This is a genomic window from Citrobacter sp. Cpo015 (assembly GCF_030333035.1).
GTDB lineage: Bacteria > Pseudomonadota > Gammaproteobacteria > Enterobacterales > Enterobacteriaceae > Citrobacter > Citrobacter portucalensis.
Genome location: NZ_JAOWGS010000028.1, coordinates 38,655 through 63,852 on the forward strand (window position 1 = coordinate 38,655; position 25,198 = coordinate 63,852).

Sequence of the window (25,198 nt, forward strand, 5' to 3'; positions counted from 1 at the left end):
GCGTGTATTTTTGTGAGCTGATTCGCGCTATCAGAGTGATATGACACTCACTTTAAACATTAAATTAACATTATATCTAAATCTTAGTATTCATCCCGCCAATTCTTACCTAATATCGATGAGTCCTGATAACAGGATCGTCGTATCATAGACACACTAAAGGCCGTAGAGCCTGAACAACACAGACAGGTACAGGAAGAAAAAACATGGTAGATCAGGTAAAAGTCGACACCGCTGAAGAGGCGTCGTCTGAACAGTCGCTACGGCGCAATCTCACAAACCGTCATATTCAACTTATTGCTATTGGTGGCGCTATCGGTACTGGCCTGTTTATGGGCTCCGGTAAAACCATCAGTCTCGCCGGACCGTCGATCATCTTTGTGTATATGATCATCGGTTTTATGCTGTTTTTCGTGATGCGTGCAATGGGTGAATTGCTGCTCTCGAATCTGGAGTACAAATCGTTTAGTGATTTTGCCTCTGACCTGCTCGGGCCATGGGCCGGGTATTTTACCGGTTGGACCTACTGGTTTTGCTGGGTCGTTACCGGGATGGCAGACGTTGTCGCCATTACCGCGTATGCGCAATTCTGGTTCCCCGAACTCTCAGACTGGGTCGCCTCGCTGGCGGTGATCGTGCTACTGCTGAGCCTTAACCTCGCCACCGTAAAAATGTTCGGTGAGATGGAGTTTTGGTTCGCGATGATCAAAATCGTTGCCATTATCGGCCTGATTGTCGTCGGTCTGGTGATGGTGCTGACGCACTTCCAGTCGCCAACCGGCGTTCAGGCATCGTTCACGCACTTGTGGAATGACGGTGGCTGGTTCCCGAAAGGTCTGAGCGGCTTCTTTGCCGGCTTCCAGATAGCGGTGTTCGCATTTGTGGGTATTGAGCTGGTGGGTACGACCGCAGCGGAAACCAAGGACCCGGAGAAATCTCTGCCGCGCGCCATTAACTCGATTCCAATCCGTATCATCATGTTCTACGTGTTCGCGCTGATCGTGATTATGTCCGTTACGCCGTGGAGCTCGGTAGTGCCAACCAAGAGCCCATTCGTTGAACTGTTTGTGTTGGTTGGTCTGCCTGCTGCGGCGAGCCTGATCAACTTTGTGGTGCTGACTTCAGCTGCCTCTTCTGCAAACAGCGGCGTGTTCTCTACCAGCCGTATGCTGTTCGGTCTGGCGCAGGAAGGCGTTGCGCCTAAAGCGTTTGCCAAGCTGTCTAAACGCGCAGTTCCGGCGAAGGGTTTAACCTTCTCCTGTATCTGTCTTCTGGGCGGCGTGGTGATGCTGTACGTGAACCCGAGCGTGATTGGCGCCTTCACCATGATCACCACCGTATCGGCGATTCTGTTCATGTTCGTCTGGACCATCATTCTTTGCTCGTACCTGGTGTACCGCAAGCAGCGTCCTCACCTGCATGAAAAATCAATCTACAAGATGCCGTTAGGCAAGCTGATGTGCTGGGTATGTATGGCGTTTTTCGTCTTTGTACTGGTACTGCTGACGCTGGAAGAAGATACCCGCCAGGCGCTGATTGTGACGCCGCTGTGGTTCATCGCGCTGGGTCTGGGCTGGTTGTTTATCGGTAAGAAACGTATGGCAGGCGTGCGATAATCGCTAAGCAGTGAGATGTTGGCCGGATAAGGCGTTTACGCCGCATCCGGCAATATGCTGGCGGGATTGCCTGATGCGGCTTCGCCTTATCAGGCCTACGTTCGAGGTCGTTGTAGGCCCGGTAAGCGCTAGCGCCACCGGGCTTTTTTATTCACCTGCGAGGGCACGCGGGAACAACACATTGTTTTCCAGGCTGATGTGTTCCATCAGGTCGTCGATCATCTCGTTAATGCCGTTATACATGGCTTTCCAGGTAGTGCAGGCCTCTGGTGGCGGCGTTACGTTATGGGTGATGTGTTTGATCACTTCCACCAGTTCACCCGCATCGTCATGTTCGCTTTCCATCACGCTGATTGGCCCCATCGCCTGGCTACCCATGCCCTGTTTGATCATCGGGAACAGGATCTGTTCTTCTTTCATCATGTGGCTGGACAGCTCTTCATGCAGCATGGTCAGGTTTTTCGCCAGACCGCGCGGTACGTTCGGTTTGTCTGCGTGAACGCGTTCAACTTTAGTGGCCTGCAGGATCAGCTCCGGCAGCTGTTCGCGGTGTCTGTCGTGATAACGCACGATGATATGGTCGATGATTTCAGCCAGAGCCACGGTACGCCAGTCTTTCTCCAGCGGCTGTTCAGCCAGCTGCGCGAGCTGCGCCTCAATAACGTCTAAATCCAGCTCTTTACGCGCGGCAGCGCGTGCCAGCGTTTGCTTACCGCCGCAGCAGTAATCCATATCGTATTTACGAAACAGGGCCGAAGCGCGAGGGATAGAGAGCGCCAGTTCACCTAAAGGTTGATCGCGATAAGACATTGCCGTTACCTCATTCTCAATAATATAAGATGTATTTTAAATGCAACTTATGGCGAAGGATATAACCCTTTCGGGGTGGGGCGTTTTGTGATGGGCGTCACGAAAATTTCTTATCTCGTTAAGATGCTGAATCTTATTGGAAAGGAGAAGTACGGCGAAAAAAGCCGCACGACAGGATTAAATAAGCGCACGCCGCTGCCGATAGTTAGACCTCAGACAATACCTGCATAATAAAAGGCTACAGATGTTCAAACGAATCAAAGTGATAACCTTACTTATCACCGTGTTACTCGCGCTGGGCGCAATGCAGCTCATCTCCGCGGGCGTCTTTATTGGCGCACTCAATAACGATAAGCAGAACTTTAACGTGTCTCAACTTTCCAGCCAGAACGTGGCCGAGTTTACCGATGCGTGGATTAGCCTGAACCAGGCTCGCGTCACGCTCAACCGGGGCATGCTGCGTTTACAGGGAACGATGGCCAGCGATATTAACGGCGGTCAGCTGCAGGAGCTGGTGAACACGGCAAATCGCCTGTTGGCCGAATCGAAAGAGCATTACGATAAATACTACGCTCTTCCGGAAACGCCGGGGCTGGATGAGCATCTGGCCGATCGACTGGAAGAGCAGTACGGCATCTATTCTGCGACGCTGGCAAAAATGAACGCGCTGCTGGCTGAAGGAAAGCTGGAAGAGATGTTCAAGCAGAATGCCGAGCAAAAGCAAACGGCCATGCAGGACGTTTATCGGCAATGGCGTAGCGCGCAAACGGCGCTGGCCGCTGCCGGAGTGCAGGACAATGAGAGTGATTACCAGAAGATAATCTGGCTGCTGTCCGCGGTGATGCTGATTGTCGTCACCGTGATTATCGCCAGTTGGCTGGCGATGCAGCGAGTGCTGCTCAAGCCGCTCCACGAGGTGATGGGACATATTCGCTACATTGCCGCCGGTGACCTGACACACAGCATCAACGCCGATGGCAGCAATGAAATGGCGCTGCTGGCAAGTAACGTCCGTGACATGCAGCAGGCGCTGGCGAATACGGTCAGCGTGGTGCGTGACGGGGCCGATACCATCTATACCGGCGCGGGTGAAATCGCCGCAGGCAGTAACGATCTCTCTTCACGTACCGAGCAGCAGGCCGCCTCTCTGGAAGAGACCGCAGCCAGCATGGAACAACTTACCGCAACCGTGAGACAGAACGCAGATAACGCGCGTCAGGCGACCAGTCTGGCAAAAAATGCTTCACAGACGGCGCAAAAAGGCGGAACCGTGGTTGATGGTGTGGTGCGTACGATGGATGAAATCGCCACCAGTTCCAGCAAAATCGCGCAAATTACCAATGTTATCGACGGTATTGCCTTCCAGACCAATATCCTTGCGCTAAACGCGGCGGTGGAAGCGGCGCGTGCGGGCGAGCAGGGGCGCGGATTTGCCGTGGTCGCAGGCGAGGTTCGGACGCTGGCGCAGCGTAGCGCTCAGGCGGCGAAGGAGATCAAAGCGCTGATAGATGACTCAGGGAATCGGGTCAATGCCGGTACGGCGCTGGTGCATGAAGCGGGCGAAACGATGGCGGAAATAGTTAGCGCTGTGACCCGCGTGACCGACATCATGGGGGAGATTGCCTCAGCTTCTGATGAACAAAGTCGGGGTATCGATCAGGTAGGCCAGGCGGTTGCCGAAATGGATCGCGTCACGCAGCAAAACGCCTCGCTGGTAGAAGAATCCGCTTCCGCCGCTGCTGCGCTTGAAGAGCAGGCCGCGCGGTTGAACCAGACGGTAGCGGTGTTTAAGGTGTCGCGCCGGATGGCGGCGTAAACGCCTTATCCGGCCTACATGAGATCGTACAGTCCTTGTAGGCCGGATAAGCAGTGCCATCCGGCACATTATGATTGTGAAACCACCACGACGCTCGGTTTCTGCGGCTTGGCTCTGACTGCTATCACCACCCCAACCATCAGTAGCGCAATACCGCTAACCGTCAGCAGAGGTGGAAATTCCTGACGCAGAATAAAGGTGTACAACAGGCCAGCCAGCGTTTCGAAGACAATCAACGGGCCGAGGATCACCGTCGGCAATTTTTGGCTGGCGACGTTCCAGCACAGTGCGCCAACCCACGAACACAATACCGCAATGGCTATCATCAGACCGATAAACACGCCCGGACGCGGACCGAAGGGTAGAGCGAAGTCCGGTGTTTGCCCGTTCAGCCACAGGCAGGCGGCAATGTAACCGAGCAGAGAAACGGGCAACGTTACCAGAGCCTGGGCCGTCGCCCACATCATCGGGTGCTTATCCGGATTCTCGCGCAGCCAGCGGGCATTACGCAGCGCGTACCATGCCCAACACACCACCGAGACAAGCGCCAGCGCGATGCCGGAACCATAACGCCAGCCACTAAAGTCTGGTAACCCCTGATTCAGCTCCGAGATATTCACGCACAGCAGTCCTATACCAATCAATACCAGCGCAGGCGACAGACGCCACCATGATAATTTGCCGTCACGCTGGCTGTAGAGTAGGTTAGCGAAGACCGGGATCACCACCGGCAATGTACCAATAATCATCGTGGAGACCGGTGCGCCGGTGCGCTGGATGGCGCTTGCCAGGCAAACGTAATAAATCAGATTCCCCATCATTGTTAGCGTCAGCGCAGTTACCCAGTCTTTCCGCACGAGTTGACGCAGGCGCGCACGTCCCAGCCAGGCAATCGGCAATGCGATCAGCCCCAGCGCCAGATAACGCCCCATCGACTGCAATACCGCCGGGTATTCCGGTACGATCAGCGGTCCAACAAAAATTAATCCCCACATCAGCCCGGCCAACAGGGCATACAACACACCGCTAATCATTTTTGACATCCACATCGTTTAACAATGAGTCGAGTGTAGGCAGGAAAAATGCTGCCGTATTGTATGAGATTGCTGATCAACGCCGGACGACTTGTTTCTGATAACGCACCGGCGTAATGCCGTAGCGATGGGTAAACGCGCGGGTGAGATGCGACTGGTCGGTGAGGCCGGTTGCGGCGGCGACCTCTGCGGCGGGCATACCGTAAGTGAGAAAACCTTTGGCTCGCCACAGCCGGATCGCCATCAGCATCTGGTGCGGCGTGACGTGGAAATGAGACTTAAACTGGCGCTGAAAATGCCAGGGACTCAGCGATGCAACCCGCGCCAGCTCGTCGAGCGTGACCGGATGCATATAATTATCGTGCAGATACTCACGTACCCGTTCAAAGCGATGCGCCCCCTCCGTTAATACTGGCGCATGGCGGGCCAGCGGCTGGAACGTGTCGATCAGATCGAGTAGGAGTCCTTTTTGCGCCAGCGGATCCTCCGTGTTCCACAGGCCGTGGATCAGCGAGCAGATCTGGCGCGAGCGCAGCGGATCGTGACGCGTTACGTCATGAAACCACCAGTGGCGGATCCCGGTGACCTCTTCCAGAAGGTCGGGTTCAAGGTAAATCATCCGATAGCGCCAGCCGTCGGCGGTTTCGGCTTCGCCGGTATGCAGCTCATCGGGATTCATGGTGACGACGGAATGGGCGGGGGCAACATACTGCGTGCCGCGATAACGAAAACGTTCGGCTCCGGCTTCTATCGCGCCAATGCCAAACGCTTCATGGGTGTGCGGCTCGAAAGCGTAACGCGAGATGTGTGCATGATACAGCTCAACGCCCGGCACCTGCGCCAGATGGCGAAAGCGGGCGCTGTCTTTCTCATCAATAAACTGCTCAGGTACACCTTGCACGTTTTCTCTCCCCACGCATCATCCTGTCATTATCAGAGAGGATGCGCGGGGATGCCACCACAATTAACTAATTTTTAACACTTACACGATGCCTTTGACGCTGTCAGCCAACGAGGTGGTCGGGCGACCAATCAGTTTGCTCAGCGTATGGCTGTCGTCGAACAGACCACCTTTGGAGGCGCCAGTGTCTGAGTCAGCCAGCATGTCCGCCAGCCCGGCAGGCAGGCCTACACCTTTTAGCGCGGCGGCAAAATCTGCTTCGCTCAGGTTCTGATACACCACTTTTTTACCACTCTGTTTTGCCAGCTCGGCAGCCAACTGGCTCAGGGTCCAGCCTGCGTCGCCCGCCAGTTCATAAGTTTTACCGGCGTGACCGTCTTCACTGATGACGCGCGCGGCGGCAGCGGCATAGTCGGCGCGGGTCGCTGAGGCAATTTTGCCTTCACCTGCAGCCCCGATAAACACGCCGTGTTCCAGTGCAGCCGGTGCGCTGGCGAGATAGTTTTCGGTGTACCAGCCGTTACGCAGCAGCGCGTAGGCGATACCGGATTCAGCCAGCATCTTCTCGGTTGCCACATGCTCATCAGCCAGCCCCAGCGGGGAGGTGTCGGCGTGCAGCAGGCTGGTGTAGGCGATGAATTTCACGTGCTCGGCTTTCGCTGCGTTAATCACGTTGCGATGCTGCGGGGCGCGTTGTCCCACTTCGCTGGAGGAGATTAGCAGTAGCTTGTCGATACCCTGTAAGGCAGTTGTAAAGGCGGCTTCATCGCTGTAATCCGCCTGACGAACGGTAATGCCCTGCTGGCTAAGCGCCGTCGCTTTAGCGGGATTACGCACAATTGCCACAATCTGGCTGGCAGGAACGGTTTTCAGCAGAGATTCAATAACGTGTTGGCCCAGTTGGCCGGTGGCGCCGGTAATTGCGATCATGGAGTGACTCCTTGGTATTGGTCTTGTGTTTAATCACGCTAACACCTAAACTTACTTTTAGTAAGTACGCACAAAAAGGTTAGTATGAAAATGACAGCATCGACGCTCTCCCAGCAGTTACGCGATGGCAACTTGTTTGCCGAACAGTGTCCCTCCCGTGAGGTGTTAAAACACGTCACCAGCCGCTGGGGCGTGTTGATTCTGGTGGCGCTGCGCGACGGTACGCACCGTTTCAGCGATTTGCGCCGTAAGATGGGCGGGGTCAGTGAAAAGATGCTGGCGCAATCCTTGCAAGCGTTAGAGCATGACGGGTTTATCAATCGGGTGTCGTATCCGGTGGTGCCGCCGCACGTGGAGTATAGCCTGACGCCGTTGGGTGAGCAGGTGAGCGATAAAGTCGCCGCGCTGGCGGACTGGATAGAACTGAATTTGCCGCAGGTTTTAGCGCAGCGGGACGAACGGGCTGCGTAGTTTTGTAGGCCGGATAAGACGCTATTGCGCCGCATCCGGCACGAAAATTACTTACTTAAATCCAGCTGATAAATAGCGAAACCGATGTCATCGGTCGCGACTTTCTTCAGCGGATACTGGCCTTTCTCTTTAATAAATGCCGCGGCTTTATCAGACGGTGATGTTTCAAAGCGAATATCCAGCGGCGTATCGCTATGAATTGGCGCCAGACGCCAGTTGTTATCTGCCGCCGGGTGAATTTCACCGGCACGCTTCGTCTCAGCACCAATCCAGGCCGCCAGCACCGAGCGGTTTTCATCCGGAGAAGCAAACGCGATGTGGCTGTCGCCGGTTCCGGCAAACTTACCGCCGTAGGCGCGGTAGTTGTTGGTCGCGACGAGGAAGGTGGCATTCGGATCGATTGGTTTGCCGTTAAAGGTCAGATTTTTAATACGTTCCGCTTTCGGGTTAATGGTCTGACATTCACCGTCGTAGCGGGCGGGTTGTGAAACATCAATCTGATAATTCACGCCGTCAATCACGTCGAAGTTATAGGTACGGAATCCATCCCAGTTAATCAACGACTGTGGTTTGCTGCTGTGGATATCAATCTGATTGAACTGCCCGGCAGAACATTCCAGCCACTCTTTCACCTCTTTACCACTGGCTTTCACTACCACCAGAGTGTTGGGATAGAGATACAAATCAGCGGCGTTACGGAAGGTTAACTGACCTTTTTCGACTTCTACGAAGCTTGCCGGATCGTTCTTGCGTCCACCGACCTTAAACGGCGCGGCGGCGGAAAGTACCGGTAGTTTTGCCAGATCCGGATCGCCCTGAATAAAGTGTTCTACATAGGCTTTCTGCGCGTTGTTCACCACCTGTACGGTCGGGTCATCCTGTACCAGCGCCAGATAGCTGTACATGTTGTCGGCGGATTTACCGATCGGTTTGCTGACAAACTCACGCGTGGCGTCGTGATCGGCTTTCAGGATCTCAACGATTTTTTTGTCTTCTGCTGCCAGTGATTTTTTGGCTGCGGCGTCATAGATCGGGCGCGCCTCGGCTTTCGCCTGAGTGACTTGCCATTTACCGCTGTCGTTATTCAGCACTAAATCCACCACGCCCAGGTGATCGCCCCACATACCCGGCATCACAGCAGGAACCCCATTCAGCGTACCTTTTGTGATATCTGCGCCTTTAATATTGGCAAAGTCTTTACCCGGGAAGACGGCGTGAGCGTGACCAAACATAATGGCATCCACGCCCGGTACTTCGCTGAGGTAATAAACGGAGTTTTCCGCCATGGTTTGATATGGGTCGGCAGAAAGCCCGGAGTGAGCAACCACCACCACGACATCGGCGCCTTTTTCTCTCATTTCCGGAACGTATTTGCGTGCAGTTTCCGTAATGTCGTTCACCGTGACTTTGCCGCTGAGGTTGGCTTTATCCCAGGTCATAATCTGCGGTGGCACAAAGCCGATATAGCCAATCTTCAGCATCTGCTTGTTCCCTTCCTTGTCGACCACCTCAGTGTCTTTGATCAAGTAAGGCGTAAATAGCGGCTTCTTGGTCTTAACGTCGATGATATTGGCGTTAACGTAAGGGAATTTCGCCCCGGCCAGCGCGTTGTGCAGATACTCCAGACCGTAGTTGAATTCATGGTTGCCGAGGTTACCCACCGCGTAATCCAGGGTATTCAGCGCCTTATATACCGGGTGAGTTTCGCCCGCTTTCAGCCCCTTGGCCGCCATGTAATCTCCGAGCGGGCTGCCCTGAATCAGATCGCCATTATCAACCAGCACGCTGTTTTTGACTTCACCACGCGCAGCGTTGATCAGACTTGCCGTACGTACCAGACCGAATTTTTCAGTCGGTGTATCTTTGTAATAATCGAAATCCATCATATTGCTATGCAAATCAGTGGTTTCCATTATACGCAGATCGACGGTCGCGGCATTGACGCTGGCTGCAATCAGCGTTGCCAGAAGCGTTGCACTAAACTTAATCATCAGGGGGCATCCTTTTAAGATCTAAGCCACAAAAGAAAATGTATATAAATCTTCTTGCTTACAGAACTGTGAATCATGACATGAATATAGCGTTTAAAACCGCAGACGCTATCACAGTTGGCGGATCCCCTGACGATCGGGTATAAGTAAAACAACGAGTTAACACCACTGACAGAAACGAGGTGGAGAATGCTAGAACATGTATGCCAGCTTGCACGGAACGCGGGCGATGCCATTATGCAGGTCTACGATGGAATCAAACCGATGGAGATTACCAGCAAGCAGGATGATTCTCCGGTCACGGCGGCAGATATCGCCGCACATACGGTGATCCTCGAAGGATTACTGGCGCTGACGCCGGATATTCCGGTTCTGTCTGAAGAGGCGCCTCCTGGCTGGGATGTTCGCCAGCATTGGCAGCGCTACTGGCTGGTGGACCCGCTGGACGGGACCAAAGAGTTCATTAAGCGTAACGGTGAATTTACCGTCAATATTGCGCTGATCGAGAAAGGAAAGCCGGTTCTGGGCGTGGTTTACGCGCCGGTAATGAAAGTGATGTACAGCGCAGCAGAAGGTAAAGCGTGGAAAGAAGAGTGCGGCGTACGCAAACAAATTCAGGTTCGTGACGCGCGTCCGCCGCTGGTGGTCATTAGCCGCTCGCATGCCGACAATGAGTTAAAAGAATATCTGCAACAGTTGGGTGAGCACCAGACCACGTCGATTGGCTCATCGCTGAAGTTCTGCCTGGTGGCGGAAGGGCACGCACAGCTGTATCCGCGTTTTGGGCCAACCAACGTGTGGGACACCGCCGCTGGCCATGCCGTTGCAGCCGCAGCCGGAGCGCACGTTCACGACTGGCAGGGGAAACCTCTGGATTACACCCCACGTGAATCGTTCCTCAACCCCGGCTTCCGCGTCTCTATTTACTGAGTAATTTGTGCAGCAGGGCAATTACCTGCTGCACCTCTTCCTGCGTTAATGCGCCATCTTTTGCCCACTGCACGCGTCCGTCCTTGTCGAGTACGGCGATAGCGGAGCTCTCTTCATCCAGTTGCCAGGCTTTACGCGCAATGCCATTGCTGTCGACAATGAATTGCGACCACGGGTAGAGCTTCTTATTGCTCTCCAGACTGCTGCGCACAAACATACCGGAGCCGGGAATGGCGTCATCCGTGTTGACGATAGTGGTGGTCTGGTATTTGTCGTGCGGCAGGTTGGCGGCTTTAATTGCCTCGATCAGCGTCGCATTTTTCTCTTTGGCGGAGGTGCGTCCGGCAATGTGTTGCACAATTCGCACTTTGCCTGGCAACTGCGCGCTATTCCAGCTTTTGTAGCTAAACTTATCGTTATCGAGAATCAGTTCGCCGCGATCGGCGATCCCCACCGGCGGTACGCGCTGGTCAGTCTCAAACTTATGTGCGGAGGCAATCATCGGCAGTAGCAGGCACGACAGCGCCAGCAGATTTCGTAAGGTCATAGGTTTTCCTTCTTTCTTTTATTTTGCAGGTGATCCGACCACTTGGGTCTGGAATTTAATCATATGTGCGAATGATGCTTTTTCCCGCAAGCGCGATGCCAGTTTGCGGACGGGCGCACAAATCCTGCGAAAAATGAAGGCTTATACTGAAGACAGCGAAGCGTTGAAAAGATAATTCTGAATAATTGTAACTTGAAGGTAAATAAACTTATACACGCTGGAAACATCAACGAGATAGTCTATAGTCATAGGGCATTAAAATTTGCGCCTGAGGATTGTCGGACCGATTGTGGTACCGCAAAGGCGTAATGCTCAGCAGGAGACAACAATGAAAATTTTCCAACGATACAACCCGCTGCAGGTGGCGAAGTACGTGAAGATCCTGTTTCGTGGACGGTTATATATCAAGGATGTAGGCGCTTTTGAATTTGATAAGGGTAAGATTCTTATCCCAAAAGTGAAGGACAAACTGCATTTTTCCGTGATGTCCGAAGTTAACCGTCAGGTCTTGCGTCTGCAAACTGAGATGGCTTGATCAAAGTGCTATGCAGTAGTTAAAAAAACGGCTCCTGATGGGAGCCGTTGATGTTTCTGTAAGGCGTTAAGACGCCTTTGCCTCTTCTTTTGCATCTGGCAGTTTTGGTACCAGAACGGTAGGTTTACTGTCCAGACGCGTCACCAGCAGCTGATCGATCTTGTAGTTATCGATATCCACCACTTCAAATTTGTAACCTGAATACTTCACCGAGTCGGTGCGTTTCGGGATTTTACGCAGCATGAACATCATAAAGCCGCCGATGGTTTCATAGTTGCCGGACTGCGGGAACTCGTCGATATCCAGCACGCGCATCACGTCATCAATCGGTGTACCGCCGTCGACTAACCATGAGTTTTCATCACGTGCCACAATCTGCTCTTCCAGACCCTGACCTACCAGATCGCCCATCAGCGTCGTCATAACGTCGTTGAGGGTGATAATCCCCACCACCAGCGCGTACTCGTTCATGATGACGGCAAAGTCTTCGCCTGCGGTTTTGAAGCTTTCCAGCGCTTCAGAGAGCGTCAGCGTGTCCGGGACGATCAGCGTATTGCGGATCTGTACGCCGCTGTTCAGCGCCATGCTTTGGTTCGCCAGTACGCGGTTGAGGAGATCCTTTGAATCAACATAACCAATGATGTGGTCGATATCTTCGTTACACACCAGGAATTTGGAGTGCGGATGTTCCGCCACCTTGTTCTTCAGGCTTTGCTCATCTTCATGGAGATCGAACCAGATAATATTCTCGCGCGAGGTCATTGAAGACGGGACGGTACGGGATTCCAGTTCGAATACATTTTCAATCAGCTCATGCTCCTGCTTGCGCAGAACACCCGCCAGCGCACCCGCTTCGACCACGGCGTAAATGTCGTCCGAGGTGATGTCGTCTTTACGCACCATTGGGATCTTAAACAGACGGAAAATGTTGTTTGCCAGACCGTTAAAGAACCACACCAGCGGGCGGAAGACCAGCAGGCAGAAGCGCATCGGGTTGATGATACGCAAAGCCACAGCTTCTGGCGCAATCATACCGATGCGTTTCGGGGTTAAATCCGCGAACAGGATGAACAGGCCAGTAACCAGCGAGAACGACAGAATAAAGCTTAACTGTTCGGACAGCTCTGGAGTGAAGTACTTCGAGAAAAGGCTGTAAAACGCCGGGGAGAATGCTGCATCACCGACGATACCGCCGAGAATGGCGACCGCGTTAAGGCCAATTTGCACGACGGTAAAAAACATGCCGGGGTTTTCCTGCATCTTCAAAACACGTTGTGCGTTTACGTTGCCTTCATCGGCAAGCAGTTTAAGTTTTATTTTGCGTGATGCAGCAAGCGAGATCTCAGATATCGAGAAAAACGCACTCACGGCGATCAGGCAGAGAATGACTAAAATACTGTTTAACATATCTTATCCGACCGTTCGGGTCAGATCCTCGGAAGGGAGAAGTTGATACTCGTCGTCTTTCAAGCTGCAGGTGCGTTAGCTGCACTCATTCACCCCAGTCACATAGTTCTCTATGCTCCTGGGGATTCACGAGTTTGCCGCCTGCCTGCAACTCGAAATCCTTAGAGTATAAATCCAATGGAATATTCATTGAAAACCGGCTCGTGGAAGTGAGCCGGTAAATTCAGAAGCTAGTATAGCGTAAGGTACTGTAAAGTCGCCAGAGGGGGAAATTATCCTTGTGGCGGCAGGCAAACACCAATACCACCAATGCCACAATATCCATAAGGATTTTTGTGCAGATACTGCTGGTGATCGTCCTCGGCATAATAGAACGGGGTTGCCGTAGTGATTTCCGTGGTAATGGTGCGCTCGTCGCCTGCGGCGGTCATTGCTGCCTGAAAACGTTCAAGGCTGGCCTGTGCGGCGGTGGTTTGTTCCGGCGTTAACGGGTAAATGGCGGAGCGATACTGCGTGCCCTGGTCGTTCCCCTGACGCATGCCTTGAGCCGGGTCGTGATTTTCCCAGAACACCTGCAGCAGTTGTTCGTAGCTGATAACATGCGGGTCATAGACGATGCGTACCGCTTCGGCATGCCCGGTATCGCCAGAACACACTTCACGATAGGTTGGGTTTGGGGTGTAGCCGCCGGTGTACCCGGCTGCGGTGCTGTAGACCCCTGGCAATGACCAAAATAAACGCTCAACGCCCCAGAAGCATCCCATGGCGAAATAAGCTATCTCCATACCGTCGGGCACGTTGGTCATCGAATGTTGGTTAACCGCATGCAGCGTTGCCACTGGCATCGGGGTGTTGCGTCCAGGTAGCGCATCTGCTTGAGTAACAAGATGCTTTCTATCAAATAAACTCATGGCCGTTCTCCCGAAATCAGTCATTTGGGTTAAGGTTGTAACGAGACGCGTCTTTGCCCACAATAAACGGCGTGAATACGTCTAGAGTTAAACATAAGAAATATTTGGGTTGTCGTCTGTTTTTCAACTCTTATTGTTGATTTTTTGTTAAGCCGAGGAACGGCATAGTATTTTTTTCCAGGGGTGGGAAAAAAGGATATTCAGGAGAAAATGTGCCACATATCCGTCAGTTATGTTGGGTGGGATTACTGTGCTTAAGTGGCTCCGCCGCCGCCGCGAATGTTCGCTTACAGGTCGAAGGATTATCAGGACCGCTGGAGAAAAACGTCCGTGCGCAGCTGTCCACGATTCAAAGTGATGAAGTCACTCCAGACCGACGCTTTCGTGCGCGCGTTGATGATGCCATCCGCGAAGGGCTAAAAGCGCTGGGCTACTTTGAGCCGACCATTGATTTTGAACTGCGTCCACCGCCGGCAAAAGGCCGCCAGGTGCTGATTGCCAAAGTGACCCCTGGCGAGCCGGTGCTGATTGGTGGCACTGAGGTGATTTTGCGCGGTGGCGCGCGTACGGATAAAGATTATCTGGATCTGCTGAAAACGCGCCCGGCAATCGGCACCGTGCTGAATCAGGGGGACTATGACAACTTCAAAAAGTCACTCACCAGCGTGGCGCTGCGTAAAGGTTATTTCGACAGTGAATTTAATAAAAGCCAGCTCGGGATAGCGCTTGAGCGCCGCCAGGCGTTCTGGGATATCGATTACAACAGCGGCGAACGCTATCGCTTTGGGCATGTCACCTTTGAAGGCTCGCAAATTCGCGATGAGTATCTGCAAAATCTGGTGCCCTTTAAAGAAGGTGAAGAGTACGAGTCGAAAGATCTGGGCGAACTGAACCGTCGTCTGTCGGCGACCGGATGGTTTAATTCTGTGGTTGTCGCACCGGAGTTTGATAAAGCCCGCAAAACCAAGGTGCTGCCGCTGAAAGGCGTGGTCTCACCGCGAACCGAAAACACCATCGAAACAGGGGGCGGTTATTCAACTGACGTCGGGCCACGGGTGAAGACCTCGTGGAAAAAGCCGTGGATGAACTCCTACGGGCACAGCCTGACGACCAGCGCCAGTATCTCGGCGCCGGAGCAGGTGCTTGATTTCAGCTATAAAATGCCGCTGTTAAAGAACCCGCTGGAGCAGTATTACCTGGTACAGGGCGGGTTTAAGCGTACCGATTTAAACGACACCGAGCAGGATTCCACAACGCTTGCGGTTTCCCGCTACTGGGACCTCTCCAGCGGCTGGCAGCGCGCGATTAACCTGCGCTGGAGCCTCGACCACTTTACCCAGGGGAACGTCACCAACACCACTATGCTGCTCTATCCGGGCGTGATGATCAGCCGGACGCGTTCACGCGGCGGCCTGATGCCTGTCTGGGGCGATTCCCAGCGCTACTCTATTGATTACTCGAACACGGCCTGGGGTTCAGATGTTGATTTCTCCGTTTTCCAGGCGCAAAACGTCTGGATCCGCACGCTGTACGACAGGCATCGCTTTGTGATGCGCGGTAATCTCGGCTGGATTGAAACCGGAGACTTCGACAAAGTGCCGCCGGACCTGCGTTTCTTCGCCGGGGGCGATCGCAGTATTCGTGGCTACAAATACAAATCTATTTCGCCGGAAGGCAGCGACGGCAAGCTGAAAGGGGCCTCCAAGCTGGCAACTGGCTCGCTGGAATACCAGTACAACGTGACCGGTAAATGGTGGGGCGCGATGTTTGTCGATAGCGGTGAAGCGGTCAGCGATATTCGCCGAAGCGATTTCAAAACCGGTGCCGGGGTCGGCGTACGCTGGCAATCGCCGGTTGGGCCTATCAAGCTCGACTTTGCCGTCCCGGTCGGCGACAAAGATGAACATGGTTTACAGTTTTACATCGGTCTGGGGCCTGAATTATGAGTTTATGGAAGAAGATAAGCCTCGGCGTGCTGATTTTTATCCTGCTGTTGTTAGGCTCGGTGGCGTTCCTCGTCGGTACCACCTCGGGCCTGCATCTGATCTTCAAAGCCGCTAATCGTTGGGTTCCGGGTCTGGAAATTGGTCAGGTCACCGGCGGCTGGCGGGATCTATCACTGAAAAATATTCGCTACGACCAGCCTGGCGTGGCGGTGAATGCTGGTGAAGTGCATTTGGCCGTGGGGCTTAACTGTCTGTGGGACAGCAGCCTGTGCGTCAACGATCTGGCGCTGAAAAACATCAACGTGGCGATCGACAGCAAAAAGATGCCGCCATCCGCGCCGGTTGAGGAAGAAGAGAGCGGTCCGCTTAATCTTTCCACGCCTTACCCCATCACGCTTTCGCGCGTGGCGCTGAACAACATCAATATCAAAATCGATGACACCACGGTTTCAGTGCTGGATTTTACCTCCGGCCTGAACTGGCAGGAAAAAACGCTGACGCTGAAGCCAACGTCATTACAGGGGCTGCTGATTGCTCTGCCTAAAGTGGCGGAAGTGGCACAGGAAGAGGTTGTCGAACCGAAGATTCAAAACCCGCAGCCGGATGAAAAGCCGCTCGGGGAAACGCTAAAAGATCTGTTCTCAAAGCCGGTACTGCCGGAAATGACCGATGTCCATCTGCCGCTCAATCTCAATATTGAAGAGTTTCGCGGCGAGCAGCTGCGTGTGACCGGGGATACGGATTTAACAGTACATAGTATGCTGCTGAAAGTGAGCAGCATTGACGGCAACATGAAGCTCGACGCGCTGGATATCGACTCGAATCAGGGAACGGTAAAAGCCAGCGGCACGGCGCAGCTGACCGACACGTGGCCGGTTGATATTACGTTAAACAGCACGCTAAACATCGACCCGTTAAAAGGCGAAAAGGTGAAGCTGAAGGTTGGCGGCGCGCTGCGCGAACAGCTGGAAGTCGGCGTCAATCTGTCTGGTCCGGTAGATATGGACCTGCGTGCACAGACGCGCCTGGCAGAAGCCGGATTGCCGCTCAACATTGAGGTGGTAAGTAAGCAGGTTTACTGGCCGTTTACCGGTGAGAAACAGTTCCAGGCCGATGACATCAAGCTCAAACTGACCGGCAAGATGACCGACTATACGCTGTCGATGCGTACCGCCGTGAAAGGTCAGGATATTCCTCCAGCTACCATCACGCTGGACGCCAAAGGCAACGAGCAGCAGATTAATCTCGACAAACTCAGCGTTGCGGCGCTGGAAGGGAAAACCGAGCTGAAAGCGCTGGTGGACTGGCAGCAGGCGATCAGCTGGCGCGGGGAGCTAACGCTGGATGGTATCAATACCGCGAAAGCGATCCCGGACTGGCCGTCAAAACTGAATGGCCTGGTGAAAACGCGCGGCAGTCTGTACGGCGGAAGCTGGCAGATGGAGGTTCCGGAGCTGAAGCTGACCGGCAACGTGAAGCAGAACAAGGTCAATGTGAACGGTTCGCTGAAGGGGAACAGCTACCTGCAGTGGACGATTCCGGGCCTGCATCTGGAACTGGGACGTAACAGTTCGGACGTAAAAGGCGAGCTGGGGGTTAAAGACCTCAACCTCGACGCGACGATTGATGCCCCAAGCCTGGATAACGCGCTGCCGGGGCTGGGCGGTACGGCGAAAGGGCTGGTAAAAGTTCGCGGTACGGTTGAAGCACCACAGCTGCTGGCGGATATTACCGCCCGTGGTCTGCGCTGGCAGGAACTTTCCGTTGCTCAGGTGCGCGTCGAAGGCGATGTGAAATCGGCCGAGCAAATCGCCGGTAATCTCAACGTTCGTGTAGAGCGAATTGTACAACCTGACGTGAATATTGGTCTGGTAACGCTCAACGCCAAAGGCAGTGAAAAGCAGCATGAGCTGCAGTTACGCATTCAGGGTGAGCCGGTTTCCGGGCAACTGGATCTTGCCGGGAGCTTTGATCGCAAAGAACAGCGCTGGAAAGGGGAGTTAAGCAATACCCGCTTCCAGACGCCGGTCGGTCCGTGGTCGCTCAACCGGGCTATCGCGCTGGATTATCGTAATCAGGAACAGAAAATTAGTATCGGACCGCACTGCTGGAACAACCCGAATGCGGAGCTGTGCGTACCACAAACCATTGATGCCGGTGCAGAAGGTCGCGCGGTGGTGAATCTTAACCGCTTCGACCTGGCGATGCTAAAACCGTTTATGCCGGAGACAACCCAGGCCAGCGGTGTGTTCACTGGCAAAGCTGATGTGAGCTGGGACACCACCAAAGAGGGGCTGCCACAGGGGCAGGTCACCCTGAGCGGACGTAACGTCAAGGTCACGCAAAGCGTGAATGATGCCCCGCTCCCCGTGGCGTTTGAAACGCTGAATCTGACCGCCGACCTGCACAATAACCGTGCCGAGTTGGGCTGGCTAATTCGTCTGACCAACAACGGGCAGTTTGACGGACAGGTGCAGGTAACGGACCCGCAAGGGCGTCGTAATCTGGGCGGTAACGTCAATATTCGCAACTTCAATCTGGCGATGGTGAACCCTATCTTCTCGCGCGGTGAAAAAGCGGCAGGGATGATCAACGCCAACCTGCGGCTGGGCGGCGATGTGCAAAGCCCGCAGTTGCTCGGACAGCTGCAACTGAGTGGTCTGGATATTGACGGTAACTTCATGCCGTTTGACATGCAGCCAAGCCAGTTAGCCGTTAACTTCAATGGAACACGCTCAACGCTGGCGGGCGTGGTGCGTACGCAGCAGGGAGAAATTAACCTGAGCGGCGATGCCGACTGGAGTCAGATAGACAACTGGCGGGCGCGTGTTGCGGCTAAAGGCAGCAGGGTGCGTATTACCGTACCGCCGATGGTCCGCCTCGACGTATCGCCGGACGTGGTCTTTGAAGCCACGCCGAGCCTGTTTACTCTCGATGGCAACGTGGATGTGCCGTGGGCGCGTATCGTGGTACATGACCTGCCGGAAAGTGCGGTTGGGGTTTCCAGCGATATGGTTATGCTTAACAACAACCTGCAGCCCGAGAAACCGCAGACCGCCGGCATTCCGATCAACAGCAACCTGAACATCCACGTCGGTAACAACGTGCGTCTTGACGCCTTTGGTCTGAAAGCGCGTCTGACGGGCGATCTGAAAGTGGTGCAGGATAAGCAAGGTCTGGGGCTTAACGGGCAAATTAATATCCCGAGCGGTCGCTTCCACGCCTATGGTCAGGATCTGATTGTGCGTAAGGGCGAGCTGTTGTTCTCCGGTCCGCCGGATCAGCCGTTGCTCAACATCGAAGCGATTCGTAACCCAGATGCCACCGAAGACGACGTGATCGCTGGCGTTCGCGTCACCGGTACCGCCGATGAACCGAAGGCGGAGATCTTCTCCGACCCGGCAATGTCGCAGCAAATGGCGCTTTCCTACCTGCTACGTGGACAAGGGCTGGATAGTGAACAGAGCGATAGCGCAGCGATGACTTCAATGCTTATTGGTCTGGGGGTTGCACAAAGTGGTCAGGTTGTGGGTAAAATCGGGGAGACATTTGGCGTAAGCAATCTGGCACTGGACACGCAAGGGGTGGGCGACTCATCTCAGGTGGTTGTCAGCGGATACGTACTGCCAGGTCTGCAGGTGAAATATGGTGTGGGTATATTTGACTCCTTAGCGACACTCACGCTACGTTATCGTCTGATGCCTAAGCTATATCTGGAAGCAGTGTCTGGCGTAGATCAGGCACTTGATTTGCTCTATCAGTTCGAGTTTTAGCAATGCGAATATTTGTCTACGGCAGTTTACGAACCAAACAAGGCAACAGCCACTGGATGACCAATGCCCTGTTGCTGGGAAATTTCAGTATCGATAACTACCAGTTGTACAGCCTGGGCCACTATCCAGGCGCGGTTCCGGGAAATGGAACAGTACACGGGGAAGTTTATCGTATTGATAACGCCACGCTGGCAGAGCTTGACGCTCTGCGTACCCGCGGCGGTGAATACGCACGCCAGTTAATTCAAACGCCGTACGGAAGTGCATGGATGTACGTGTACCAACGTCCGGTTGATGGCTTAACGCTGATTGAAAGCGGTAACTGGTTAGACAGAGACCAGTACTGATATATCGTCTACCAGAATAAACAACGCCGCCTTCGGGTGGCGTTGTTTATTAAAGGCTTAAAACTCCACGCGCGCGCCGAGGTTATAGCGGCGTCCTTCCACCTGCGCGGATTCATTCCATGCAGTCGTCAGTTTCGGATCTTCATCCAGCACGTTGTAGATCCCTGCCATCAGCTGCGTGTGCTTATTGAGCTTATAACGTACGCCTACGTCGACCATCGTGTAGTCATCGTACTTATAGTTATTGCCGCTGTTGCGGTTACTGCTGCGGTAATTCACCGTACTCCATACGTCCAGACTCTGCGTTGCCGCCCAGTTCAGCGACAGGTTCGCCATATGGCGCGGATAATCGTTGAGCGCGTAGCCTTTGTTTACGCCGCTTTTCTGTTCGCTATGGTTCCAGGTGTAGTTAGCGTTGGCTTTTACATCGGCGCTAATCTGCCAGTCGGCATTCAGTTCTATGCCGTACACGTCCGCTTTGCTGACGTTGAAGTATTTACTGACGGAGTCCGCCTTGTAGCCATTCACGGAGCACTGATTCGTCGATGTAGTTTCGCAAATGGTTTGTTCAGCAATTTTGTCTTTGAACTGCGTATAGAAGACGGTGCTATCCAGTGACAGCGCATTCCCCGTCCAGTAGAGGCCCAGCTCAGAGTTAACGCTTTGTTCTGGTTTCAGATCGTCGTTACCGACGGTCAGGAAGGGATAAGGTACGGTCGAGCCGTATGGGGTGACAAAGTCGCTGGATGTCGCACGCAGCTCAGGTTTTTTATAACCTGCGGAAACGCCGCCCTTCAGCGCCCAGTCATTGCTGAAGGCCCAGTTACCGTACATTTTCGGCGTAATATGTGTGCCAAAGTTATCATCCTGGTCCATACGCGCTGATGTGGTCAGGATGAAGTCGTCAATGCTCCAGCCGTCTTCAGCAAACAATGCCCAACCGTTACGGCTGATTTTTGTCACTGGCTCAGATCCGGGCAGCGTTTTGTTGGTCACATCAAAGCGGTCATTCAGCTCTTCGCGGGTGAAATTCGCCCCAACTGTCAGTTTATGGTTGTCGAGCGTGAAGGTGGTTTGCGAATTAGCGACGTAGTTCTCCATCTGTACATACTGCGGCGACTGGCCGTCATAAACGTACTTCGAACGGCCTTTTTCATAGTTTATGTAGTTGGTCGTTGCAATGGTGTCGTCGGCATACCAGCCGGTATGCGTTAAGGTGGCGGCGTTACGATCGAACAGCCATGACCACGGCGCGCCGCGCTTCTGGGTACGGTTTTTCTCCTGCTCACCGGTGACCACATTGAGGTCGAACAGGTTATTTTCGCTAGCGGCCAGGCCCAGCGTCATATCAACGGATTTACGGTTGTGTTTACCGAAATAGTTATTGCGATCGTCATCGCGACGGTCGAGCCAGTCGGCCGCTACGCTAAGGCCGAGAACATCGGGCACAATCGGCCCCATGGTAAACAGATTCATCTGGCTGGTATTACCCAAATACTGGTGTTCCTGAAGCCAGGTATTGGCGGCAATTGCCGTCGTCCACTCTTTTGCGCCATACGGTTTTTTGGTAATCACGTTGACCACACCGCCGATGGCATCTGAGCCGTACAGCGAGGACATGGGCCCGCGGATAACTTCGATACGCTCAATGGCCTCCATCGGCGGTAAGAAGTTGGCTTCAGTACCGATGTCATGTCCGTAAGGGCGAGATTCACCGGTATTTTGTTTGACGCTGTTGACCATAAACGCGGTATAGGACGGGTCCATGCCGCGAATCATAATGCTGCCAGCGTTCATACCGCTGCTGTTGGTGACCGAGACGCCAGGAAGGTTTTTAATCGCTTCACCAATGCTACGGTCCGGCTGAATATCCAGCGTTTTACGATCGATAACGGAAATGGTGGCCGGCGCTTCGCGCTTTTGCTGCGAGAACCCGGATGCGGTGATCACCATTTCATCTTCGCTATTGCGTGAGGTTTCGGTGAGTTCTTCTGCCTGAGTGGGGAAAATAACACCGCCTGAGAATGCAACGATCCCTGTCAGCGTAATAAGTTGACGCGTTTTCATAATATAGACACCTGAAAAGTAAAAAATAAAAGCATCACCTTGCAGCCCAGAAAAGCTGCAAGGTGTCAGAAGCGTTTTTAATTATTAATATTTGGAGAGGTCGATTTTCAGCACGTAGTCGGGCTTCACACCGGTCATTTTTTCCGGCTGTTTGACGCTGACATACAGGGTGTTGGCATCAGACGAGAGCGCCAGGCTGTTAGGTAACGCATTGGTTTCAATGCTTTGTTTTACCTGATAAGTCTTGCTGTCCACAATGCTGATGCGCTTTGCATTACGGTGGGTGATATACACTTCCTGGCGCTTTTCGTTATATATCACTGCCAGCGAGTTGATAACCTTAATGGGCGCAATAACCTTACCGGTATTAATATCAACAACCAGTACATCCGCTAAATCAGGATCGGTCAGGAATGCGCGATTATTTTTTGCATCCAAAGCAATATTCAGGAAAAAATGTTTTTTGCCTGGCTCAATACTAAAGCGGTTAATAATTTGATGGTTAGTGGTATCCAGCGTAATAAGTTCGTTGCGGCCATTTACGACATACAGGCGGTTCTTATTGGCATCTACGGCCATGCCGGTCGGATACTGGCCCATGTTTTCAAGGGTGGCGATTTTCTCGCGCTTTTGCGTATCCACCACCCAGACAATACCCTTTTCAGCCACGCCGGAAACGTACAGGCGGTGATGCTGTTTATCGAGCACCATTTCGCGGGTATGGACAATTTCTTTCGGGTTTTTGGCTTCGCTCAGTTGCAGTATCGCCAGCTCTTTACCGCTGCGGGTATCAATGAGCGTGACCGAACCCTCCAGCGTGTTGCCGACATAGAGCACCTGGTTTCCTGCATCCAGGGCAGTGGCAAAGGCACGACGGCTGGTTTCGATAACTTCAGTCGTGGTGAGCTTCTCCAGATCGAGTTTATAGATAAGCCCGCTGGTTTTATCTTTATCAAACGACGGCGACGAGGCAGCAAAAAGCGCATTCTGCTGGCTATCAACCGCCAGTTCATACACGCCGTTGCCAACGTCGCGGGTCAGAAAATCTTGCTCAGGTAGCGTCTGCGCCACGCTGGACAGGCTGGTAAATAACAGTGCTGTGGCGAGAGCCACGCAGGAATAGCGTTTCAGGGACTTCACATTGTGGAGGTTCATTGACTTTTATTCACATTTATTTACATGCTGAGAATGATAATGAGATCAAATCTCATTCGCAATTAAGATAAATGAAATGTGACTACCCAATCTGGTAGGTCAAAAAGAAAACAGCGAAGGGGAGGGGGAAAAGAAAGTAGAAATTAAAAAACCCTTACTAACCAGGGGCTGGCGTTCAGGGCTTTAAGCTAACGCGAACTTACTTCTTCGCGCGCTCGAAGGAAGCAACGATTTCAGCTTTAGCAGCTTCAGCGTTGTCCCAACCATCAACTTTTACCCATTTGCCCGCTTCGAGATCTTTGTAGTGCTCGAAGAAGTGGGTGATCTGCGCTTTCAGCAGGTCCGGCAGGTCGTTCACATCTTTGATGTGATCGTATTCTTTGCTCAGCTTGGTGTGCGGTACCGCAACCAGTTTCGCATCTTCACCGGATTCGTCAGTCATTTTCAGTACGCCAACCGGACGGCAGCGGATCACTGAACCTGGCTCCAGCGGGTACGGAGTCGGGACCAGAACGTCAACCGGGTCACCGTCCAGAGACAGGGTGTGGTTGATGTAACCGTAGTTGCACGGATAGAACATCGCGGTGGACATGAAGCGGTCAACGAACAGGGCGCCGCTCTCTTTGTCAACTTCGTATTTGATCGGATCTGCGTTGGCAGGGATCTCGATAACAACGTAGATATCTTCCGGCAGGTCTTTACCGGCAGGGACGTTGAGTAAGCTCATGTCTGTTTCCTTTAAATAAGCTATGGCAAACAAGTGGCGGGTATTATAGCCAACTCGCGCGGAATGTCTCCGCTTGTTTTCGCTTTCTCTGCGTGCATTTTCTTCTTTTTACCTCTCTCTCGTGACAGAAAAATCCATATCTTCAGCCGCATTTTTCATAGTGAGATGAAAGCGATTACAAAGTTGTGATTAACGTTTTATTTACTTTTTTGAAGTGTGATGTAACGCAATCCGTTACATGCTCAATTGTCTATAGTTTTTTCGCAACGGTTAATTAACCAACAATAATCACCCTACGAGGACGCACTTATGTGGAAGCGCTTACTTTTAGTCACAGCAGTTTCGGCAGCCATGTCGTCTATGGCAATGGCAGCCCCTTTAACCGTAGGATTTTCGCAGGTTGGCTCTGAATCCGGCTGGCGCGCCGCAGAAACCAACGTCGCGAAAAGCGAGGCCGAAAAGCGGGGAATTACGCTGAAAATCGCTGATGGCCAGCAAAAGCAGGAAAACCAGATTAAAGCAGTCCGCTCATTTGTTGCGCAGGGCGTCGACGCCATCTTTATTGCGCCGGTCGTGGCAACGGGTTGGGAGCCGGTTTTAAAAGAAGCTAAAGATGCCGACATTCCGGTCTTTTTGCTCGATCGTTCCATCGATGTAAAAGACAAATCTCTCTATATGACCACCGTCACTGCCGACAACGTGTTGGAAGGTAAATTGATCGGCGACTGGCTGATTAAACAAGTGGACGGCAAGCCGTGTAACGTCGTTGAGCTGCAAGGGACCGTTGGGGCCAGCGTGGCGATCGATCGTAAGAAAGGCTTTGCTGAAGCTATTGCCAGTGCGCCAAACATCAAAATTATTCGCTCTCAGTCCGGTGACTTCACCCGCAGTAAAGGGAAAGAAGTGATGGAGAGCTTTATCAAAGCGGAAAACAACGGCAAGAACATCTGCATGGTTTACGCCCACAACGATGACATGGTGATCGGTGCGATTCAGGCGATCAAAGAAGCGGGCCTGAAACCTGGCAAAGATATTCTCACCGGTTCTATCGATGGCGTACCGGATATCTACAAAGCGATGATTGACGGTGAAGCCAACGCCAGCGTCGAGCTGACGCCAAATATGGCTGGCCCGGCATTCGACGCACTGGAGAAATTCAAAAAAGACGGCACGATGCCTGAGAAGCTGACCATTACCAAGTCGATCCTCTATCTGCCGGATACGGCAAAAGAAGAGTTAGAGAAGAAGAAAAACATGGGCTACTAAGCCTTCATGAAAATGCCG

General features: G+C 53.0%; 20 protein-coding genes. 9 read left to right on the forward strand and 11 right to left on the reverse strand.

Annotated features, from left to right (window positions below; translation table 11 throughout):
* Nucleotides 1-206: 206 nt before the first annotated feature.
* Nucleotides 207-1,616, forward strand: a complete 1,410-nt coding sequence (cycA, locus tag OGY67_RS09455; RefSeq protein ID WP_048227199.1) for a D-serine/D-alanine/glycine transporter — start codon at nt 207-209, stop codon at nt 1,614-1,616.
* Nucleotides 1,617-1,763: 147 nt separating this feature from the next.
* On the opposite strand, the gene ytfE is transcribed toward cycA, so the two are convergent.
* On the reverse strand, nt 1,764-2,426 hold the full coding sequence (ytfE, locus tag OGY67_RS09460; protein ID WP_003025690.1) for an iron-sulfur cluster repair protein YtfE: 663 nt from the start codon (nt 2,424-2,426) through the stop codon (nt 1,764-1,766).
* A gap of 244 nt (nt 2,427-2,670) precedes the next feature.
* Here ytfE and OGY67_RS09465 point away from each other — a divergent pair, with 244 nt between their 5' ends.
* Nucleotides 2,671-4,242, forward strand: a complete 1,572-nt coding sequence (locus OGY67_RS09465; protein ID WP_100271601.1) for a methyl-accepting chemotaxis protein — start codon at nt 2,671-2,673, stop codon at nt 4,240-4,242.
* A gap of 68 nt (nt 4,243-4,310) precedes the next feature.
* On the opposite strand, the gene OGY67_RS09470 is transcribed toward OGY67_RS09465, so the two are convergent.
* The 3 genes from OGY67_RS09470 to OGY67_RS09480 all read right to left on the reverse strand — a co-directional run bounded on the left by OGY67_RS09470 (nt 4,311) and on the right by OGY67_RS09480 (nt 7,107).
* On the reverse strand, nt 4,311-5,276 hold the full coding sequence (locus tag OGY67_RS09470) for a DMT family transporter (RefSeq protein WP_048236274.1): 966 nt from the start codon (nt 5,274-5,276) through the stop codon (nt 4,311-4,313).
* 76 nt (nt 5,277-5,352) lie between these two features.
* Nucleotides 5,353-6,177 (reverse strand): AraC family transcriptional regulator, encoded by an 825-nt coding sequence (locus OGY67_RS09475; RefSeq protein ID WP_020996259.1) that lies wholly within the window; start codon nt 6,175-6,177, stop codon nt 5,353-5,355.
* An 81-nt stretch (nt 6,178-6,258) separates the two neighbouring features.
* Nucleotides 6,259-7,107: an SDR family oxidoreductase gene (locus OGY67_RS09480; protein ID WP_286573888.1), complete on the reverse strand. Its 849-nt coding sequence runs from the start codon at nt 7,105-7,107 to the stop codon at nt 6,259-6,261.
* Between the two features lie 90 nt (nt 7,108-7,197).
* On the opposite strand from OGY67_RS09480, the gene OGY67_RS09485 reads away from it, so the two are divergent.
* On the forward strand, nt 7,198-7,578 hold the full coding sequence (locus OGY67_RS09485) for a winged helix-turn-helix transcriptional regulator (protein ID WP_032934267.1): 381 nt from the start codon (nt 7,198-7,200) through the stop codon (nt 7,576-7,578).
* A gap of 47 nt (nt 7,579-7,625) precedes the next feature.
* Here the strand turns inward: OGY67_RS09485 and cpdB are convergent, their stop codons facing one another.
* A complete protein-coding gene (cpdB, locus tag OGY67_RS09490; RefSeq protein WP_267456480.1) occupies nt 7,626-9,569 on the reverse strand; it encodes a 2',3'-cyclic-nucleotide 2'-phosphodiesterase in 1,944 nt (647 codons plus the stop codon).
* A gap of 189 nt (nt 9,570-9,758) precedes the next feature.
* Between cpdB and cysQ the strand changes: the two genes are divergently transcribed.
* Nucleotides 9,759-10,499, forward strand: coding sequence for a 3'(2'),5'-bisphosphate nucleotidase CysQ (gene cysQ, locus OGY67_RS09495; protein ID WP_008786026.1), 741 nt, complete (start codon nt 9,759-9,761; stop codon nt 10,497-10,499).
* Here the strand turns inward: cysQ and OGY67_RS09500 are convergent.
* Nucleotides 10,489-11,046, reverse strand: coding sequence for a YtfJ family protein (locus OGY67_RS09500; protein WP_235125690.1), 558 nt, complete (start codon nt 11,044-11,046; stop codon nt 10,489-10,491). The genes cysQ and OGY67_RS09500 overlap by 11 nt on opposite strands.
* A gap of 328 nt (nt 11,047-11,374) precedes the next feature.
* Here OGY67_RS09500 and OGY67_RS09505 point away from each other — a divergent pair, with 328 nt between their 5' ends.
* Nucleotides 11,375-11,581, forward strand: coding sequence for a DUF1107 domain-containing protein (locus tag OGY67_RS09505; protein WP_003025710.1), 207 nt, complete (start codon nt 11,375-11,377; stop codon nt 11,579-11,581).
* 66 nt (nt 11,582-11,647) lie between these two features.
* Here OGY67_RS09505 and paeA read toward each other — a convergent pair whose 3' ends face one another.
* Nucleotides 11,648-12,988, reverse strand: a complete 1,341-nt coding sequence (gene paeA, locus OGY67_RS09510; RefSeq protein WP_003830418.1) for a polyamine export protein PaeA — start codon at nt 12,986-12,988, stop codon at nt 11,648-11,650.
* A 272-nt stretch (nt 12,989-13,260) separates the two neighbouring features.
* A complete protein-coding gene (gene msrA / locus OGY67_RS09515) occupies nt 13,261-13,899 on the reverse strand; it encodes a peptide-methionine (S)-S-oxide reductase MsrA (protein ID WP_100271598.1) in 639 nt (212 codons plus the stop codon).
* Between the two features lie 212 nt (nt 13,900-14,111).
* On the opposite strand from msrA, the gene tamA reads away from it, so the two are divergent.
* From tamA to OGY67_RS09530, 3 genes are read left to right on the forward strand one after another with little or no spacing between them, the layout of a single operon-like run.
* The gene (tamA, locus tag OGY67_RS09520) at nt 14,112-15,845 is read left to right on the forward strand and encodes an autotransporter assembly complex protein TamA (protein WP_204529018.1); all 1,734 of its coding nucleotides are present in this window, start codon (nt 14,112-14,114) and stop codon (nt 15,843-15,845) included.
* Nucleotides 15,842-19,618 carry an autotransporter assembly complex protein TamB gene (gene tamB / locus OGY67_RS09525; protein ID WP_286573889.1) on the forward strand — a complete coding sequence of 1,259 codons (3,777 nt, stop codon included), beginning with the start codon at nt 15,842-15,844 and terminating at the stop codon, nt 19,616-19,618. Before tamA ends, tamB begins: the two co-directional genes overlap by 4 nt.
* 2 nt (nt 19,619-19,620) lie before the next feature.
* Nucleotides 19,621-19,965 carry a gamma-glutamylcyclotransferase family protein gene (locus OGY67_RS09530; protein ID WP_003025723.1) on the forward strand — a complete coding sequence of 115 codons (345 nt, stop codon included), beginning with the start codon at nt 19,621-19,623 and terminating at the stop codon, nt 19,963-19,965.
* A 57-nt stretch (nt 19,966-20,022) separates the two neighbouring features.
* Here OGY67_RS09530 and OGY67_RS09535 read toward each other — a convergent pair whose 3' ends face one another.
* The 3 genes from OGY67_RS09535 to ppa all read right to left on the reverse strand — a co-directional run bounded on the left by OGY67_RS09535 (nt 20,023) and on the right by ppa (nt 23,914).
* Nucleotides 20,023-22,032 carry a TonB-dependent receptor domain-containing protein gene (locus OGY67_RS09535; RefSeq protein WP_286573890.1) on the reverse strand — a complete coding sequence of 670 codons (2,010 nt, stop codon included), beginning with the start codon at nt 22,030-22,032 and terminating at the stop codon, nt 20,023-20,025.
* Between the two features lie 84 nt (nt 22,033-22,116).
* Complete coding sequence (yncE, locus tag OGY67_RS09540) at nt 22,117-23,187, reverse strand: 7-bladed beta-propeller protein YncE (protein ID WP_128612171.1); 1,071 nt, start codon at nt 23,185-23,187, stop codon at nt 22,117-22,119.
* Nucleotides 23,188-23,386: 199 nt separating this feature from the next.
* Nucleotides 23,387-23,914: an inorganic diphosphatase gene (ppa, locus tag OGY67_RS09545; protein ID WP_005134479.1), complete on the reverse strand. Its 528-nt coding sequence runs from the start codon at nt 23,912-23,914 to the stop codon at nt 23,387-23,389.
* A 309-nt stretch (nt 23,915-24,223) separates the two neighbouring features.
* Here ppa and ytfQ point away from each other — a divergent pair, with 309 nt between their 5' ends.
* Nucleotides 24,224-25,180: a galactofuranose ABC transporter substrate-binding protein YtfQ gene (ytfQ, locus tag OGY67_RS09550; RefSeq protein WP_003025728.1), complete on the forward strand. Its 957-nt coding sequence runs from the start codon at nt 24,224-24,226 to the stop codon at nt 25,178-25,180.
* Nucleotides 25,181-25,198: the final 18 nt, after the last annotated feature.